Raw genomic sequence first — 16821 nt, 5'->3', positions numbered from 1 at the left:
CGATCGACTATCCCCGGAGATGCACGATGGGCCAAAGACAAGAGGATGAAGTCCTGGAGCTCGAGGCGCTGATCGCCGACCTGGTGGCCTTTCATGCCGATGCCGAGCCCTCGCCTGGCGCGCCCGGGGCCGCCGCCGTCCGTGCCCTGGCCGATGGTGAGATCGCGGCGCTCCGCGAGCGGCTCCCCGGCGACGAGGACCGTGAACGCCTGGCTTACCTCGAGGCATGGCTGGAGCAGGACATGGCCCGGCTGGGGCCGCTGCTGGAGGCGCGTGCAGCGCTGCCCAGCTGGGCCCTCTCGCATCCCGGCAGCCGGCTTGCTCATCAGGGCCGGGTGCTGATGGCCAATGCCATCGGCCGCGACCCCGAGGCACCCGGGGCCGACCTGCCGGCGGACCCGGCCAGTGACCTGGCGGCCCTGATGGTGGGGCTGGAGATCCGCGGCGAATCGGCCCTGACGCGACAGGCGCTGGACCTCTACCTGCGGCTTTCCGGGGACTACGAGCTGGCCAGGCTGCTGTCGCTCTACGGCACCTGCCATGCGCTTTCCGGTGCCCGCCGCTCGCTGCGCCGGCGGCCCGGCAACGGCCAGGATCCGGAGCACCCGGCCCTGCTGGCCGAGTGCATGGGCGAGTGCCGCCGCTACCTGGCGCTGGCCGAACGCATCGCCGAGTTCCGGTTCCCCCCGCTGGTGATCGCGGTGGGCGTGTCGGGCAGCGGCAAGAGTCGCTTCACCAGTGGCCTGGTCGCCCGGCTGGGGGCCATTCGGGTCTGTTCGGATGCGGAGCGGCGCCGCCTCCATGGCCTCGACCCCGTCGCCATCCATCCACAGGGGGGCGGCGACGGAGCGGCTGTGGATATCTTCTCCGACGAGGCCACCGACCGGACCTACCGCCGGCTGGCGAGCTGTGCCGGGGCCCTGCTCGATGCCGGTATCCCGGCCTGCGTGGATGGGACCTTCCTCTGCCGCTGGCAGCGGGACCTGCTGCGCCAGCAGGCCGAGGCGCGGGGCCTGCCCTGCCTGCTGGTCAGCTTCGAGGCGGATGATGCCACGCTCAGGCGGCGCATCGAGAAGCGCGCGCGTCGCCAGGGCAGCGACGTGGCCCGGAGCCTCCGCGTGCTGTCGCGGCAGCAGGTGGCCTTCGAGTCATTTGCCGACGAGGAGCGCCTGCACCTGGTCCACCTGGACACCACGGCGGACAACGCCGTCGAGACCCTGGTCGGCCTGATCGAGGAGCATGTCAAGCTTACCTGAAGCCGTCGCGGGGCTCCGACTTCGCCGCCGATGAGGTGGACCCCCGTCGCCGACAGAGGTCAGGCGGTGGAGGAACCCCCAGGTTCTGGCGCGCCCAGTTCACCGCCTGGACCCGGTTGTGTACCTGGATCTTGCGGAAGATGTTGTAGAGGTGCGACTTGACGGTGTGTTCGCTCACGAAGAGCCGGTCGGCGATGTCGCTGTTCGAGGCCCCCGACCCCAGCAGGCCGATGATCTCGAGCTCGCGGTGGGTCAGCCCGCATACGGGCCGGTAGGAGTTGAGCTGTTGCCGCCTCAGGAAGGAGATCATTCGGGTCATCAGCGAGCGCGACATCCAGAGCTCACCGGCCAGCAACGCTTCCAGCCCCTTGCAGATCATGGGCAGGCTGTCGCTGCCGTAGAACACCCCCTGCAGGTGCAGCGCCGACATGGCCCTGAGGGCATGGTCCTCGTCCTTCAGGTTGAAGGCCGCGAGGGTCAGGTTCTCGTCCTCGGTGGTGCGGGCATGCCACTGCTGCATGGTTTCCTCGCTCATGTGGTCCGCATCCAGCAGGATGAGTGCCTGCCGCGCGTCGCGGGGCTTCCACTCGATGCCGGGGGAGAGCACGGAGACCGGACAAGCCAGCTGCTTGTGGAGGTAGTCGATGAAGAGCTGAGTCTGGGGGTTGCTGGCCGTGACCAGCAGGACCATGCCTTTTGATTGGTTCATGGGTAGCCTCCCAGGGAAGCTTCGTGAATCCCCTGGCGTCTGTAGGGATGATAAAAATAAGATGACTTCGGTGAAGTGTTGGCGACAATGTAAGATTCTGTTACTAACTTTTTGGTCTTTAGCTATGGTTTTTTATTCGAAAATGCCATAAACAAATCATGTTTCCACATGGAATCAATCCGTTGCCGCCATCGGGACGCTTTGTCGCTCCTCCACTCGCAGTGAAAATCACCATGGCCGGCTCAGTGTCCTGATACCCTGTCGTCCTCCCCGACTGACCTTTCTCATACCCGTCCTCGGCCGCGCCGGCACACATTTCCATCGGCAGGGGTGAACCGTAGAATGTGCACCCACCCGCTTCCCGGAGTAGAGACATGACCCCGACCCCCCTGGTGCTGGCCAGCGGCAACGCCGGCAAGCTCCGCGAATTCCACCAGCTGCTGGCGCCGCTGGGATTCGAAGTGCGGCCCCAAGCCGACTTCGATGTCCCCGAGGTCGACGAGACCGGTCTGACCTTCGTCGAGAATGCCCTGCTCAAGGCCAGGGAAGCGAGCCGGGTGAGTGGTCTCCCCGCGCTCGCCGACGACTCCGGCCTGGAGGTAGATGCGCTCGGCGGCGCCCCCGGAATCTACTCGGCGCGTTTCGCCGGCGAGCCGAAGAGCGATGCGCGCAACAATGCCCGCTTGCTGGAGGCCCTGGCCGAGGTCCCCGAAGGCCAGCGGACTGCCCGCTACTGGTGCGTGCTGGTCCACCTGCGCCATGCCGAGGACCCGGTGCCGCTGATCGTTCAGTGTAGCTGGGAAGGGGAAGTGCTGGCCCACCCCCGAGGCGAGGGCGGCTTCGGCTATGACCCGCTGTTCTGGCTGCCGGACCAGGCCATGAGCGTGGCCGAGCTTGCCGCCGAGGAGAAGAATCGGCTGAGCCATCGCGGCCGGGCCCTGCGGGCCCTGGTAGAGGCCCTGGGTCCGGCGCCGCGATGAAGGGCCCGATGCTGCCGCCCCTCTCCCTCTATGTGCATGTGCCCTGGTGCGTGCGCAAGTGCCCCTACTGCGACTTCAACTCCCACGGGGTGGGGCGTGGCGCCGCGCTGCCCGAGGCGGACTACCTGGAGGCCCTTGTCGCGGACCTGGACCAGGAGCTCGAGCTTGCCGCGGGGCGTGAGCTGGTCAGCCTGTTCGTCGGCGGTGGCACCCCGAGCCTGATGTCGGCGTCCTTCTATCAGCAATTGCTGGACCATATCGCCGCGCGTCTGCCCATGGCCTCCGATATCGAGATCACCCTGGAGGCCAACCCGGGGACCCTGGAGCGCGGGCGCTTCGCCGGCTATCGGGAGGCGGGCATCAACCGCCTGTCGCTCGGCGTGCAGAGCTTCCAGGATCCCCAGCTCGAGGCGCTTGGCCGCATCCACTCGGGTCGTGATGCCGTCGCGGCGGTGGCTGAGGCCCGCGCGGCCGGCTTCGACAATCTCAACCTGGACCTGATGCACGGGCTGCCGGGGCAGACACCGGCGCTGGCCCTCGACGACCTCGAGCGAGCCCTCTCGCTCGCCCCCGAGCACCTCTCCTGGTACCAGCTCACCCTCGAACCCAATACCGAGTTCCACACCCATCCCCCCCGATTGCCCGAGGAGGAGACGCTGTGGGACATCCAGGACCAGGGGCACGCCCGGCTGGAGGCCGCCGGCTACTCCCGCTACGAGATCTCCGCCTATGCCCGGGGGGGGCTTCGCTCGCGGCATAACCTCAACTACTGGCGGTTCGGCGACTACCTGGGCATCGGGGCCGGCGCCCATGGCAAGCTGAGTCGCGTCGAGGGCGAGGGGTCGCTGGCCATCGAGAGGCGCTGGAAGAGCCGCCAGCCGGAGGCCTACCTGAGGCGACGGGATGATCCGCGAGGGTTTGTCGCGGGCCGCAGCCGGGTCGATGGGGACGAGCTGCCGCTGGAGTTCGCCATGAATGCGCTGCGCCTCGTCGAGGGGGTCCCGCTGTCGACCTGGTCGGCGCATACCGGTCGTTCGCGGGAGGCCCTCGAGGAACGCCTGTCGGCCGCCCGGAAAAAAGGACTTCTTGTGGAAGATGCGAAGCGCCTGCAGGCATCGCCACAGGGTCTATTATTCTTGAACGAATTGCTGGCGTTGATCAGCCAGGACTGACGATCTTTCTGCTCATCGCTCATCGCTCATCGCTGATCCGCTGCCGCCAGGAGGGCGGTCCGGAACTGCCATCCCGACATCAAGGAGATACCCCATGATCAAGTTCCCACGTCTGTTCGTCCCGGTCGCCGCCGCTGCCCTGCTGGTGGGTTGCGCCACCACCGACCCCTACTCCGGGCAGACCCAGCGCTCCACGACCGGAACCGGTGCGGCCATCGGTGCCGCCGTGGGTGCCGCCGCCGGTGCGCTGAGCGGTGACGGCAGCACCAGCCGCCGCGACCGCGCCCTGATCGGTGCCGCCGTGGGCGCCGCCGCCGGGGCCGGCATCGGCGCCTACATGGATCGCCAGGAGCAGGAGCTGCGTCAGAGCACCCAGGGGACCGGTATCCAGGTCGATCGTCGCGGCGATGACATCGTGCTCAACATGCCGAGCAGCGTGACCTTCGGCTTCGACTCCAGCGAGCTCACCATGAGCGCTCGCAATGCGCTGAACGACGTGGCGTCGATCCTCACCCAGTACGACGACACCCGGGTCAACATCGGCGGTCACACCGACAGCACCGGCAACGCCGACTACAACCAGCGCCTCTCCGAGCGGCGTGCCGAGGCCGTCGGCAACTACCTGGCCCAGTCCGGCGTGGCGCGCAACCGCCTCTACATGACCGGCTATGGCCAGAGCCAGCCTGTCGACAGCAACGCCACCGAGCAGGGGCGTGCACAGAACCGCCGTGTCGAGATCACCCTCTCGCCCATCGAGAGCCAGTTCCAGTAATCGCCGGGTAGCTTCCCGCGACCCTGCCTCCGGGGCCCGTCACTGCGAAGTGGCGGGCCCCTTTCCTTGTCGACCGCCTTGCCGATTCACGGACCGTCTTCCATGCTTTCCTATCAGCACGCCTACCATGCCGGCAATTTCGCCGACGTTCACAAGCATCTGACGCTGTTCGCCGTCATCGATCATCTATTACGTAAGAAATCCCCTGTTACGTATATCGATACCCATTCGGGCCGCGGCCTCTATCCGCTATCGGCCGAGGAGACCGCCAGGCTGGGGGAGTACCGCCAGGGCGTGGCGCCGCTCTGGCAGGCCCGGGAGGCGCTGCAGGCGACGCCGCTGCTGGGACCCTGGCTCTCCTCACTCGCCGCCGCCCAGGAGTGCGCGGCGTCCCTGGCATGCTATCCAGGATCCCCCTGGTGGCTCTCCCACCGGCTGCAACCCCGCGATCGGCTGGTGCTGTTCGAGCTGCATCCCGGCGAGTATCGGCACCTGGAGGACCAGGCGCTGGGGACCAACGTGCAGCGCATCCAGGGGGATGGCCTGGCGGGCCTGCTGCGGCGGCTGCCGGTCTCGACCCCCCGCCTCTGCGTGCTGATCGATCCCAGCTACGAACGCAAGACGGAGTATCGGGAGGTGGCCGAGACGGTGCTGTCGGCGATGGACAAGGCGCGGCACGCGGTGGTGCTGGTGTGGTACCCGCTGTTGCCGGCCGCTCGCCACCACGAGCTGCTGGATACGCTGCGCGACGGCGGTCTTCGCAAGATCTGGCGCAGCGAGCTTCGGCACCACGAGCCTGCCGAGGACGAGCGCGGCATGGTCGGCAGCGGGATGCTGGTGGTCAATCCGCCCTGGGGGCTGGGCGAACGGCTGGAGGAGGCCATGTCCCGGGTCTGCCCCCTGCTGGACAGGACGAGCCGCCATACGGGCGGCTGGTGGGTCGAGGAGTAGCCTCGCTGCCGACGCTCACGCCGAGCGGGGGTGATACAGGCCGTGCGGATGCGCCGTGATCCTTATCACTTGCCGATGCAGAAGCTGCCGAAGATCTCGCCGAGCAGATCATCCGCACTGAACTCGCCGGTGATCTCTCCCAGCGCCTGCTGGGCGTCACGCAGGTCCTCGGCCAGCAGCTCGCCGGCACCGTAGCCGACCAGCTGGGCCTCGCCGCTCTCGAGCGCCTGGCGGGCCCGATCCAGGGCATCCAGGTGGCGCCGCCTGGCCGAGAAGCGGCCCTCCGGAGTGGCGGCATAGCCCATCACCGCCTTGAGGTGCGTCTTGAGGTTATCCACACCCTCGCCGGTCCTCGCCGAGAGCCTGACGATCGGCGTGGCTGTGGATAACTCGATTCCCGGGGCTTCCCGGCTGGTGTCGATCTTGTTGCGGACCAGGGTAAGCCGGGAGGCATCGGGCAGGCGTGCGACGAACTCCGGCCAGATGGCCATGGGGTCGGTCGCCTCGGTGGTGCCGGCATCGACCAGCAGCAGCACGCGGTCGGCCTTCTCGATCTCGGCCCAGGCCCGGGCCACGCCGATCTTCTCCACGGCGTCCGGGGTGTCGCGGAGGCCGGCGGTATCGATCACGTGCAGCGGCATGCCGTCGATATGCACATGCTCGCGAAGCACGTCCCGGGTGGTGCCCGCGATATCCGTGACGATGGCCGTCTCCTGCTCGGTGAGAGCATTGAGCAGGCTGGACTTGCCGGCGTTGGGTCGGCCGGCGATCACCACGCTCATGCCCTCGCGCATCAGCGCCCCCTGGCCGGCGGCCGTGCGGACCGCATCCAGCTCAGCCTTCACTTCGGCGAGCATCGCCGCGACCTTGCCGTCGGCCAGGAAGTCGATCTCCTCCTCGGGGAAGTCGATGGCCGCCTCCACGTACATGCGCAGCTCGATGAGACGCTGGACCAGCCCCTCGACCCGGCGCGAGAACTCGCCCTGCAGCGAGCGCAGGGCGTTCTCCGCCGCCGCCCGTGAGCTGGCGTCGATCAGGTCGGCGATCGCCTCGGCCTGGGCCAGGTCGAGCTTGTCGTTGAGGAAGGCCCGCTCGGAGAACTCGCCGGGACGCGCCAGCCTGGCCCCCAGCCGCACGCAGCGTTCGAGCAGCAGGTCCATGATCACCGTGCCGCCGTGGCCCTGCAGTTCCAGCACGTCCTCGCCGGTGAAGGAGTGCGGACCGGCGAAGAACAGCGCGATCCCCTCGTCGATCACCGCCGAGTCGCCGTGGAAGGGCCCATAGTGGGCGCGGCGTGGCGAGGGGCAGTGACCCACCATGGCCTCGGCGATCGCCGTGCACAGCGGCCCGGAGACGCGAATGATGCCGACGCCACCCCGTCCCGGCGGGGTGGCGAGTGCCGCGATGGTGTCCTGGGCATAGAGGGTGCCGGGCATCGTAGTCTCCTGGTGTCCTTGGCGCGGGCTGGGTGGGGCCATTGTCCTTTTCGGGTGCCGGAAACGCCAGACCCCCGCATGGGGCGGGGGTCCGGGTTGGTGCGTGGCGGGAAGCGGCTACTTGGTCTTCATGCCCTTGCCGACGCTGGGATCGTTCTCGATCCGGCGCGTGATCACGTACTGCTGGGCGATCGAGATGATGTTGTTGACCACCCAGTAGATCACCAGGCCGGCCGGGAACCACAAGAAGAAGAAGGTGAAGACGATCGGCAGCATGCGCATGATCTTCGCCTGCATCGGGTCCGGCGGCGTCGGGTTCAGCAGCTGCTGCACGAACATCGAGGCGCCCATCAGGATCGGCAGGATGAAGAACGGGTCCTTCACCGACAGGTCCTGGATCCAGAACATGAAGGGCGCATGGCGCAGCTCCACGGACTCGAGCAGCATCCAGTACAGGGCGATGAAGACCGGCATCTGGACCAGGATCGGCAGGCAGCCGCCCAGCGGATTGATCTTCTCCTTCTGGTAGAACTTCATCATCTCCTGGGACATCTTCTGGCGATCGTCGCCGTACTGCTCCTTCAGGCGCTGCATTTCCGGGCCCAGCTTGCGCATGCGGGCCATGGACTTGTAGGCCTTGGCGGAGAGCGGCCACAGGGCCAGCTTGACCACGATGGTCAGGAAGACGATGGACCAGCCCCAGTTGCCGATCAGGCTGTGGATCTGGTCGAGCAGCCAGAACAGCGGGTTGGCAATGAACCACAGCCAGCCGAAGTCGACGGTCAGACGCAGGTTCGGGGCCACGGCTTCCAGGTAGTCCTGGACCTTGGGGCCCACATACAGGGTGGCACCCAGGCGGGCCTCGCCATCGGGGGCCAGAGTGCTGACCGGGCCGGCGAAGGCAGCCACGTTGCGGTTCTGGGAGTCGGTGGTGGCGTAGAAGAGATTCGGCTGGTTCTGGGACGGCGCCCAGGCGGAGACGAAGTAGTGCTGGATGATCGCTACCCAGCCGCCCTGGGAGTCGCGGTTCTCGAAGCGGCCGCGCTGGATATCGTCGAAGTCGACCTTCTCGTAGCGGCTCTCCTCGGTGGAGAAGGCCGCCCCCAGGTAGGAGCTCATGCCCATGGCGACGCCGCTCGAGGGGTCGGGGCTGTTGTCGCGGGCGAGCTGGCCGATGAAACGGGCCGTGACCGGCTCCTCGGTGTTGTTGGCCAGGTAGTAGTTCACGTCGACCGCGTAGCTGCCGCGCTCGAAGGCGAAGCGCTTGATGATGTCGACGCCGTTCACCTCGGCGGTGAGGTCGACTTCGAGACGGTTATCATCCTCGGCCAGGCGGTACTCGGTATTTCCCGGGGTGAAGGCGATGCGACCGGCGTGGCCATCGAGCTGCAGGCCGGAGCGGGCCACGTAGCTGCGGGACTCGCTGTCCGACAGCAGGACGTAGGGACGGTCGGAACCGAGCGTCAGCTTGTGCTGCGGCAGGGCCGCATAGACGATGTCGCCGCCCTGGGGATCGATGCGCAGATCGAGGACATCGGTGACCACCGCGATCAGGTCGCGGCTGCGGGCCGCACCGGCGCTGTCGCCGGGCATGGCTTCGCCCATGTCACCCTCGGCGCGCGGGGCGCTGGGGACCGCCAGGCCATCACCGCTGTCGGCCTCGGCAGCGCCCTCGGCTTGTGGAGCGCTGCTGGTGAAGGAGGGGGCTTCTGGTTCAGGGGCTACCTGACCGTAGTCCTGATTCCACTGAACGACGATCAGGTAGGCGAGCACCGCCAGTGGAATCAGCAATAGGAGTCGTTTTACGTCCATGAGGGTTCTGCCCGATGGGTAGTGAAGATGCCAATGGCGCGAAAGGGATCGCACGCCCGATATAGACAAAAGCCTGCCGAAGGCAGGCTGGATTCCGGACACGGACTGTCGGCGGTCGTTGCGGCGGCGTCAATGATCACCCGGAGAGGAAGTCGTGGCATCGTGCTGACTCCTTGGCTGGCCGGTCACCCGCCGTGGCCGACGGTCCCGCAGGTGCTTTCGGCTGGCGCACTCCGTTCCGGCGTCGTGGCCAGGACCTTCCCGGCATCTCGAGTGAGACGTCGCCACATGCCTTGCAGCTGGCGGTGCAGGGTGGGGTTGTCCAGCTCACCCACACCACGCCTGGCCAGCAACACGATATCCACAGGGGGAAGCTGCTGCTGATGCAGGCGGACGGACTCTCGTGCGAGACGCTTGAGACGGTTGCGATCGACGGCGCGGCGGAGATTCTTCTTGCTGACCACCAGCCCCAGACGGGGGTGCCCCAGATCGTTGGGCACCGCCAGGACCAGGAGTCCCTCGCCGTGCACCTTGAAGGCCGCCGTCTCGAAGACGCGCCGATAGTCCCCCGCCGTCAGCAGGCGCAGACGGCGGGGAAAAGCCTGACGGGACACGTGCAGTCCGTGATCAGGCGCTCAGGCGCTTGCGACCCTTGGCGCGACGACGCGCCAGGACGGCACGACCGTTCTTGGTGGCCATGCGGGCACGGAAGCCGTGCACGCGCTTGCGCTTGAGAACGCTGGGCTGAAAAGTGCGTTTCATAACTCGTTATTCCCACGTGGTTTTTAGGACGAATCGACAATTTCGAGGCGTCCGGATTCCGCTGGGGAACCCGGTGGTATTCGGCTCAAGACCGGAAATTGTAGTGATTTCGGGCCTCCGGTGCAATTTTTCCGTTCCGTCATCGCCGCGAAGCCTGACGAGGGTTCGCGACCAGGGAGGGACTACCATCACTATTGGTTAAGGTCTTCCTGTAGATGCTGTTATTAATACTGGGGACAGGTTCTGTGGATAACATGATTTTTTAAATGTGAAACAACCGGTTGTATTCAGTGAAAATCTGTGGGGAAGTGGCGTGAAAGGCGTGTCGAAGCTGTTGGCGACCGGTGGACCCTATCGGCAGCGATCCACAGGCCGCAGATATCCCCAGGGCCGGGGGGTGGCTGTCCTGCCGGAAGACGCGGAGTTTTCCACAGCCACCAAGGTCGTGGGCAAGGGTGTGGATAACCCGTGCCGTCAACGATACAATATGCGGTCGTTTTCCAACCGATGGTGAGGTCGCGTGTCGCTAGCTCTCTGGCAACAGTGTCTGGACACCCTGCAGGATGAATTGAGCTCCCAGCAGTTCAACACCTGGATTCGCCCGCTGCAGGCGGAGGAGGGGGAGTCGAACGAGCTGTGTCTGCTGGCACCCAACCGCTTCGTGCGGGACTGGGTCAGCGACAAGTATGCCAAGCGCATCGGGGAGCTGATGCGTGAGCTCTCGCCGGCCAAGCCCCCCAAGGTGGTGCTGTCGGTGGGCAGCCGCCGCACGGCTCCCAGGCCCCAGCCACGGGAGCTGGGCAACCCGGTATCGGCGAGCCCCAGGCGCCCTGCAGCCCCGGCGGTGCAGGTGCCGCCGCGAGGTGACGTGGGGGACGAACGCGAGATCGAGGCGCTGCGCGAGGAGGGGGCAGCCAGCCGGCGCGCCGGCGGCGAGCGTCAGGTGCAGGTCGAGGGCAGCCTCAAGCACAACAGTGGCCTCAACCCCAACTTCACCTTCGAGACCTTCGTCGAGGGCAAGTCCAACCAGCTGGCCCGGGCGGCCTCTCGGCAGGTCTCCGAGAACCCCGGAGGGGCCTACAATCCGCTGTTCCTCTATGGCGGCGTCGGCCTCGGCAAGACCCACCTCATGCACGCCGTGGGTAACGCCCTGGCCGGGCGCCGCGAGAACGCCCGAGTCGTCTACCTGCACTCCGAACGCTTCGTGGCCGACATGGTCAAGGCGCTGCAGCTCAATGCCATCAACGACTTCAAGCGCTTCTACCGTAGCGTCGATGCGCTGCTGATCGATGACATCCAGTTCTTCGCCGGCAAGGAGCGCTCCCAGGAGGAGTTCTTCCACACCTTCAATGCCCTGCTGGAGGGTGGCCAGCAGATGATCCTCACCTCGGATCGCTATCCGAAGGAGATCAGCGGCGTCGAGGAGCGGTTGAAGTCGAGGTTCGGCTGGGGGCTGACCGTGGCCATCGAGCCACCCGAACTCGAGACGCGGGTGGCGATCCTGATGAAGAAGGCCGATCAGGCCAAGGTCGAGCTGCCCCATGATGCCGCCTTCTTCATCGCCCAGAAGATCCGCTCCAACGTGCGTGAGCTCGAGGGCGCGCTGAAGAAGGTGATTGCCGACTCCCACTTCATGGGCAAGCCGATCACCCAGGACTTCATCCGGGAATCCCTGAAGGACCTGCTGGCGCTCCAGGACAAGCAGGTGGGCGTCGACAACATCCAGCGCACCGTGGCCGAGTACTACAAGATCAAGCTCTCCGACCTGCTCTCCAAGCGTCGCTCGCGCTCTGTGGCGCGGCCACGCCAGGTGGCCATGGCCCTGGCCAAGGAACTGACCAACCATAGCCTGCCGGAGATCGGTGATGCCTTCGGCGGTCGTGACCACACCACGGTGCTGCACGCCTGCCGCAAGGTCCAGGCGCTGCAGGAGGAGAGCGCGGATATCCGCGAGGACTACAAGAACCTCCTCCGACTGCTGACCAGCTAGCGCTGCGAGCGTAGCCACCTGCCCCTGTTCCTGCTCGCCTGTGTTTAAATAACCGCCATGCCGTTCGGCCAGAGCCGCGCCGGCTGCAACCCTTCAGGACAAGACGTGGAGCCGACATGAAATTTTCCATCTCCCGCGAAGCTCTGCTGCGACCGCTGGCGCTGGTCGCCGGCGTCGTCGAGCGGCGCCAGACCCTGCCGGTCCTCTCCAACGTGCTGATCCAGGTGGACCAGGATCAGCTGGCACTGACCGGGACCGACCTGGAGGTCGAGCTGATCGGTCGGACCGTGGCCAGCCAGGTCGACGAGCCGGGTGCCGCCACGGTGCCGGCGCGCAAGCTGATGGATATCTGCAAGTCCCTTCCCGACCAGGCCGAGATCCAGCTCTCCCTGGAGGAGGGCAGGGCGGTGCTGCGCAGCGGTCGTTCGCGCTTCACGCTTTCGACCCTGCCGGTGGCGGAGTTCCCCAACATCGAGGATAGCCAGGGCAGCATCGAGCTGAGCCTGCCGCGGGGAGTCCTCAAGCAGCTCATCGATGCCACCTCCTTCGCCATGGCCCAGCAGGACGTGCGCTATTACCTCAACGGGATGCTGCTGGAGATACGCTCGAACCTGGTGCGCGCGGTGGCCACCGATGGCCATCGCCTGGCGGTCTGCTCGCGCCCGGCCGAGGTGCAGGTCGAGCCCGCCCAGAAGCTCATCGTCCCCCGCAAGGGCATCCTCGAGCTGGTGCGCCTGCTCGATGACGGCGAGGAGCCGGTCAGCCTGACCCTGGGGGCGAGCCATGTGCGCGCCCACACGGGCGACTTCACCTTCACCTCCAAGCTGGTGGACGGCAAGTTTCCCGACTACGAGCGGGTGGTGCCGCGGGGTGGCGACAAGGTCTTCATCGCCGACCGTGCGGAACTGCGCCAGGTGCTGTCGCGAACCGCGATCCTCTCCAACGAGAAGTATCGCGGCGTCCGGCTCAACCTGGAGGAGGGCAACCTGAGGGTCATGGCCAACAACCCCGAGCAGGAGGAGGCCGAGGAGAACATCGCCATCGAGTACAGCGGTCCGGCCATGGAGATCGGCTTCAATGTGGGCTATCTGGTCGACGTGCTCAATGCCATCGATGAGGACCGCGTGCAGATGACCCTGGCGGACCCCAACAGCAGCGCGCTGATGGAGGAGCCGGGGGGCGGCGACGCCCTCTATGTCGTCATGCCGATGCGCCTCTGAGACCCGGGTGGCACCCCGCGGGGTGCTGCTCCCCTGTGAACATGCCTCTAGATCGTCTCGTCTTCCAGGGCCTGAGGAATCTGCAAGCCATTGATTTTGAACCGGGATCCCGGATCAACCTGATCAGTGGCGCCAACGGCAGCGGCAAGACCAGCCTGCTGGAAGGCATCCATATCCTCGGCATGGGCCGTTCGTTCCGCACCCGCAACATGCGCCATGTCATTGCCCATGACGGCGATGGCCTGGTGCTTCACGGTCGCCTGGCCGGTGAACCCCCGGTGCCCTTCGGCGTGCGCCGCCTGCGCAGCGAGAGCGAACTCGAGATGCGGCTGGCCGGCGAGCGTATCACCCGTGTCACCCGCCTGGTCGAGACCCTCCCCCTGCAGTTGATCAACCCCGATGCCTTTCGCCTCCTGGAGGGGGCGCCGGCCGGTCGGCGCGAGTTTCTCGACTGGGGTGTGTTTCACGTGAAACACGACTTTCTCGACGCCTGGCAGCGTGCCCGGCGGGCACTGAAACATCGGAATGCCCTGCTCAGGCATGGTAGAATGGACGATGCTTCCCTGTCGGCCTGGGAGCAGGAGCTGGTGCAGTGGAGCGAGCGGATCGATGCCCTGCGCAGCGCCTGGGTCGAGGCCTTCCTTCCGGTCTTCGAGGAGACGCTGGATGGCCTGCTGCCGATCAGCGGGCTGCGGCTGCGCTACTCGCGCGGCTGGGACAAGCGCCGTGATCTCGCCGAGATCCTGCGCCAGGGGAGGGAGACCGACAGGCAGATGGGGTTTACCCAGCAGGGGCCCCAGCGGGCGGACCTCGCGATACGACTCGATCGGCGACCCGCGGTGGAAGTGCTCTCCCGCGGCCAGCAGAAGCTCGTGGTCAGCGCCCTCAAGCTGGCCCAGGGGCGACTTCTGGAGGCCATCACCGGACGTACCTGCATCTACCTGATCGATGATCTCCCGGCGGAGCTGGACAGCGCACATCGACGCGTGTTCTGTCACTGGCTGGAAAGCATGCACTGCCAGGTGTTCATCACCAGCGTCGACCACGATGCCCTGGCAGATCTGTGGCAACCCGATACGCCGATCTCGGTGTTTCACGTGAAACGTTCGAGTGACGGGGCGGGGCACCTGGAGCCACTGGAACGACAGACTTCATGACGGAGCAGTCAATGAGCGAACAGGCCTACGATTCATCGAGCATCAAGGTACTCAAGGGGCTGGATGCCGTACGCAAGCGTCCCGGCATGTACATCGGTGATACCGATGACGGCACGGGCCTGCACCACATGGTGTTCGAACTGGTGGACAACTCCATCGATGAAGCGCTGGCCGGTCACTGCAGCGAGATCCGGGTGGTGATCCATCCCGATGAATCGGTCACCGTCAGCGACAATGGACGGGGCATTCCCACCGATATCCACGAGGAGGAGGGCGTGTCGGCGGCCGAGGTGATCATGACGGTCCTGCATGCCGGCGGCAAGTTCGACGACAACTCCTACAAGGTCTCGGGTGGCCTTCACGGCGTCGGTGTCTCGGTGGTCAACGCCCTCTCCGAGGAGCTCAAGCTCACCATCTGGCGGGCCGGCGAGGTCTTCGAGCAGGTCTATTACCATGGCGTTCCGGCGGCGCCGCTGGCGGTCGTGGGCAAGACCGAGAACAGCGGGACACGGGTGCATTTCCGCCCCTCTCCGGAGACCTTCGCCAATATCGAGTTCCACTACGATATCCTCGCCAAGCGCCTGCGTGAGCTCTCCTTCCTCAACTCCGGTGTCGCCATTCGCCTGATCGACGAGCGCAGCGGCAAGGAGGAACTCTTCCATTACGAGGGTGGCCTGGAGGCCTTCGTCCACCACCTCAATACCAACAAGGCGGTGCTCAACCCGGTGTTCCACTTCAACGCGGAACGTGAGGACGGCGTGAGCGTCGAGGTGGCGATGCAGTGGAACGACTCCTTCTCGGAGAACATCTTCTGCTACACCAACAATATCCCCCAGCGTGACGGCGGCACCCACCTGGCGGGATTCCGGGCCGCGCTGACCCGGACGCTGAACGGCTACATCGAGTCCGAGGGGCTGCTCAAGAAGTCCAAGGTGAACACCTCCGGCGATGATGCCCGGGAGGGCCTGGTCGCGATCATCTCGGTCAAGGTCCCCGACCCGAAGTTCTCCTCGCAGACCAAGGAGAAGCTGGTTTCTTCCGAGGTGAAGACGGCGGTCGAGCAGGAGATGGGGCGCCTGTTCTCCGAGTACCTGGTGGAGAAGCCCAACGAGGCGAAGGCGATCGTCAACAAGATGCTCGACGCCGCCCGAGCCCGGGAGGCCGCCCGCAAGGCGCGTGACATGACCCGTCGCAAGGGAGCCCTGGATATCGCCGGACTGCCCGGCAAGCTGGCCGACTGCCAGGAGAAGGATCCGAGCCTCTCCGAGCTCTTCCTGGTCGAGGGTGACTCGGCGGGCGGCAGTGCCAAGCAGGGGCGTGATCGTCGCACCCAGGCGATCCTGCCGCTGAAGGGCAAGATCCTCAACGTCGAGAAGGCACGATTCGACAAGATGCTGTCGTCTGCCGAGGTGGGTACGCTGATCACCGCGCTGGGCTGCGGTATCGGCCGCGAGGAGTTCAATCCGGACAAGCTGCGCTACCACTCGATCATCATCATGACCGATGCCGATGTCGACGGCTCCCACATCCGCACGCTGCTGCTGACCTTCTTCTTCCGCCAGATGTCACAGTTGATCGAGCGCGGCCATGTGTTCATCGCCCAGCCGCCGCTCTACAAGATCAAGCGCGGCAAGCAGGAGCTCTACCTGAAGGACGAGCAGGCGATGATCGACTACCTGACCACCACGGCGCTGGATGGCGCCCGCCTGCACGTCAACGCCGATGCGCCCGGCATCGCGGGCTCCCAGCTCGAGGCGCTGGTCAACGAGTACCGTGACGTCATGCGGCGCATCGACCGGTTGTCCCGCGTCTATCCCAATGAGGTGCTGCGCAAGGTGGTGCATGCGGCCCGCCTCGATGGGGAGGCGAGCCTTCGCGACCGGGTCACCATGCAGCACTGGATCGACCAGCTGCAGGGCGAGATGGATGCCTTGGTGGCCTACGAGGGCGGTCCACGCTACACCTTCCGGCTGGAGGAAGACGCGGAGCGCAGCCTGTGGCTGCCTGCCGTGACCCTGGCGGCCCATGGCGTGACCACCGACTATGTCTGGGGGCTCGATTTCTTCACCAGTGCGGATTATCGCGCCATTGCCGGCCTCGGCGAGACCCTCGATGGCCTGCTGGAAGAGGGAGCCTACGTGGGGCGTGGCGAACGCAAGAAGCGGGTCAGCACCTTCTACGAGGCCCTGGAGTGGCTGATGAGCGAGGCCCAGCGCGGACTTTCCCTGCAGCGCTACAAGGGGCTGGGTGAGATGAACCCGGATCAGCTGTGGGAGACCACCATGAATCCGGACACCCGCCGCATGCTGCGGGTGACGATCGAGGATGCGGTCGCCGCCGACATGATGTTCAACACCCTGATGGGTGACGAGGTCGAGCCGCGCCGTGACTTCATCGAACGTAACGCCCTGGTGGCCAACCTCGACGTGTGATTCCGTGTTTCACGTGAAACATGACTGAGCGCCAAGCGCCAAGCGCCAAGCGCCAAGCGCCAATCGCCAAGCGCCAAGCGCCAAGCGCCAAGCGCCAAGCGCCAAGCGCCAAGCGCCAAGCGCCAAGCGCCAAGCGCCAAGCGCCAAGCGCCAAGCGCCAAGCGCCAAGCAA

The 16821-nt window shown here is 66.1% G+C and carries 14 protein-coding genes; 9 read left to right on the top strand and 5 right to left on the bottom strand.

Translation table 11 applies throughout. The features are described from left to right. The first annotated feature begins 26 nt into the window (after positions 1-26). Positions 27-1256 (top strand): P-loop nucleotide/nucleoside kinase family protein, encoded by a 1230-nt coding sequence (locus BDK63_RS03260; protein ID WP_183329897.1) that lies wholly within the window; start codon positions 27-29, stop codon positions 1254-1256. Here the strand turns inward: BDK63_RS03260 and BDK63_RS03255 are convergent. Further along, positions 1249-1965 carry a LuxR C-terminal-related transcriptional regulator gene (locus BDK63_RS03255; RefSeq protein ID WP_183329896.1) on the bottom strand — a complete coding sequence of 239 codons (717 nt, stop codon included), beginning with the start codon at positions 1963-1965 and terminating at the stop codon, positions 1249-1251. The genes BDK63_RS03260 and BDK63_RS03255 overlap by 8 nt on opposite strands. Before the next feature lie 374 nt (positions 1966-2339). On the opposite strand from BDK63_RS03255, the gene rdgB reads away from it, so the two are divergent. The 4 genes from rdgB to BDK63_RS03235 all read left to right on the top strand — a co-directional run bounded on the left by rdgB (position 2340) and on the right by BDK63_RS03235 (position 5840). Continuing rightward, positions 2340-2945: an RdgB/HAM1 family non-canonical purine NTP pyrophosphatase gene (rdgB, locus tag BDK63_RS03250; RefSeq protein WP_183329895.1), complete on the top strand. Its 606-nt coding sequence runs from the start codon at positions 2340-2342 to the stop codon at positions 2943-2945. An 8-nt stretch (positions 2946-2953) separates the two neighbouring features. Then, the gene (gene hemW, locus BDK63_RS03245) at positions 2954-4117 is read left to right on the top strand and encodes a radical SAM family heme chaperone HemW (RefSeq protein WP_246385746.1); all 1164 of its coding nucleotides are present in this window, start codon (positions 2954-2956) and stop codon (positions 4115-4117) included. Positions 4118-4211: 94 nt separating this feature from the next. Beyond that, on the top strand, positions 4212-4889 hold the full coding sequence (locus tag BDK63_RS03240) for a YiaD family glycine zipper/OmpA-like lipoprotein (RefSeq protein ID WP_221202491.1): 678 nt from the start codon (positions 4212-4214) through the stop codon (positions 4887-4889). Positions 4890-4991: 102 nt separating this feature from the next. Then, positions 4992-5840 carry a 23S rRNA (adenine(2030)-N(6))-methyltransferase RlmJ gene (locus tag BDK63_RS03235; RefSeq protein WP_183329893.1) on the top strand — a complete coding sequence of 283 codons (849 nt, stop codon included), beginning with the start codon at positions 4992-4994 and terminating at the stop codon, positions 5838-5840. A gap of 65 nt (positions 5841-5905) precedes the next feature. Here BDK63_RS03235 and mnmE read toward each other — a convergent pair whose 3' ends face one another. From mnmE to rpmH, 4 genes are all read right to left on the bottom strand, one after another. Next, on the bottom strand, positions 5906-7276 hold the full coding sequence (gene mnmE, locus BDK63_RS03230; protein ID WP_183329892.1) for a tRNA uridine-5-carboxymethylaminomethyl(34) synthesis GTPase MnmE: 1371 nt from the start codon (positions 7274-7276) through the stop codon (positions 5906-5908). A 117-nt stretch (positions 7277-7393) separates the two neighbouring features. Continuing rightward, complete coding sequence (gene yidC, locus BDK63_RS03225) at positions 7394-9088, bottom strand: membrane protein insertase YidC (RefSeq protein ID WP_183329891.1); 1695 nt, start codon at positions 9086-9088, stop codon at positions 7394-7396. A 185-nt stretch (positions 9089-9273) separates the two neighbouring features. Further along, positions 9274-9702 carry a ribonuclease P protein component gene (rnpA, locus tag BDK63_RS03220; protein WP_183329890.1) on the bottom strand — a complete coding sequence of 143 codons (429 nt, stop codon included), beginning with the start codon at positions 9700-9702 and terminating at the stop codon, positions 9274-9276. A gap of 13 nt (positions 9703-9715) precedes the next feature. Beyond that, positions 9716-9850: a 50S ribosomal protein L34 gene (gene rpmH / locus BDK63_RS03215; protein WP_010626003.1), complete on the bottom strand. Its 135-nt coding sequence runs from the start codon at positions 9848-9850 to the stop codon at positions 9716-9718. Positions 9851-10370: 520 nt separating this feature from the next. Between rpmH and dnaA the strand changes: the two genes are divergently transcribed. From dnaA to gyrB, 4 genes are all read left to right on the top strand, one after another. Next, entirely contained in the window at positions 10371-11840 is a 1470-nt protein-coding gene (gene dnaA, locus BDK63_RS03210; protein ID WP_183329889.1) for a chromosomal replication initiator protein DnaA, read from the top strand. A 116-nt stretch (positions 11841-11956) separates the two neighbouring features. After that, positions 11957-13060 carry a DNA polymerase III subunit beta gene (gene dnaN / locus BDK63_RS03205; protein ID WP_183329888.1) on the top strand — a complete coding sequence of 368 codons (1104 nt, stop codon included), beginning with the start codon at positions 11957-11959 and terminating at the stop codon, positions 13058-13060. Positions 13061-13101: 41 nt separating this feature from the next. Then, entirely contained in the window at positions 13102-14217 is a 1116-nt protein-coding gene (recF, locus tag BDK63_RS03200; protein ID WP_183330010.1) for a DNA replication/repair protein RecF, read from the top strand. A gap of 11 nt (positions 14218-14228) precedes the next feature. Beyond that, entirely contained in the window at positions 14229-16649 is a 2421-nt protein-coding gene (gene gyrB / locus BDK63_RS03195) for a DNA topoisomerase (ATP-hydrolyzing) subunit B (protein WP_183329887.1), read from the top strand. The last annotated feature ends 172 nt before the right edge of the window (positions 16650-16821 follow it).

It is taken from the genome of Halomonas campaniensis (assembly GCF_014193375.1).
Classification (GTDB): domain Bacteria; phylum Pseudomonadota; class Gammaproteobacteria; order Pseudomonadales; family Halomonadaceae; genus Halomonas; species Halomonas campaniensis.
This window is presented reverse-complemented; position numbering and strand designations above follow the sequence as displayed.

Excerpts from the sequence above, each read along its gene's own strand:
- BDK63_RS03240 (WP_221202491.1), top strand. The coding sequence starts at position 4,212 with ATGATCAAGTTCCCACGTCTGTTCGTCCCGGTCGCCGCCGCTGCCCTG.
- yidC (WP_183329891.1), bottom strand. The coding sequence starts at position 9,088 with ATGGACGTAAAACGACTCCTATTGCTGATTCCACTGGCGGTGCTCGCC.
- rdgB (WP_183329895.1), top strand. The coding sequence starts at position 2,340 with ATGACCCCGACCCCCCTGGTGCTGGCCAGCGGCAACGCCGGCAAGCTC.
- rpmH (WP_010626003.1), bottom strand. The coding sequence starts at position 9,850 with ATGAAACGCACTTTTCAGCCCAGCGTTCTCAAGCGCAAGCGCGTGCAC.
- recF (WP_183330010.1), top strand. The coding sequence starts at position 13,102 with ATGCCTCTAGATCGTCTCGTCTTCCAGGGCCTGAGGAATCTGCAAGCC.
- BDK63_RS03235 (WP_183329893.1), top strand. The coding sequence starts at position 4,992 with ATGCTTTCCTATCAGCACGCCTACCATGCCGGCAATTTCGCCGACGTT.
- gyrB (WP_183329887.1), top strand. The coding sequence starts at position 14,229 with ATGAGCGAACAGGCCTACGATTCATCGAGCATCAAGGTACTCAAGGGG.
- BDK63_RS03255 (WP_183329896.1), bottom strand. The coding sequence starts at position 1,965 with ATGAACCAATCAAAAGGCATGGTCCTGCTGGTCACGGCCAGCAACCCC.
- BDK63_RS03260 (WP_183329897.1), top strand. The coding sequence starts at position 27 with ATGGGCCAAAGACAAGAGGATGAAGTCCTGGAGCTCGAGGCGCTGATC.
- dnaN (WP_183329888.1), top strand. The coding sequence starts at position 11,957 with ATGAAATTTTCCATCTCCCGCGAAGCTCTGCTGCGACCGCTGGCGCTG.
- hemW (WP_246385746.1), top strand. The coding sequence starts at position 2,954 with ATGCTGCCGCCCCTCTCCCTCTATGTGCATGTGCCCTGGTGCGTGCGC.
- mnmE (WP_183329892.1), bottom strand. The coding sequence starts at position 7,276 with ATGCCCGGCACCCTCTATGCCCAGGACACCATCGCGGCACTCGCCACC.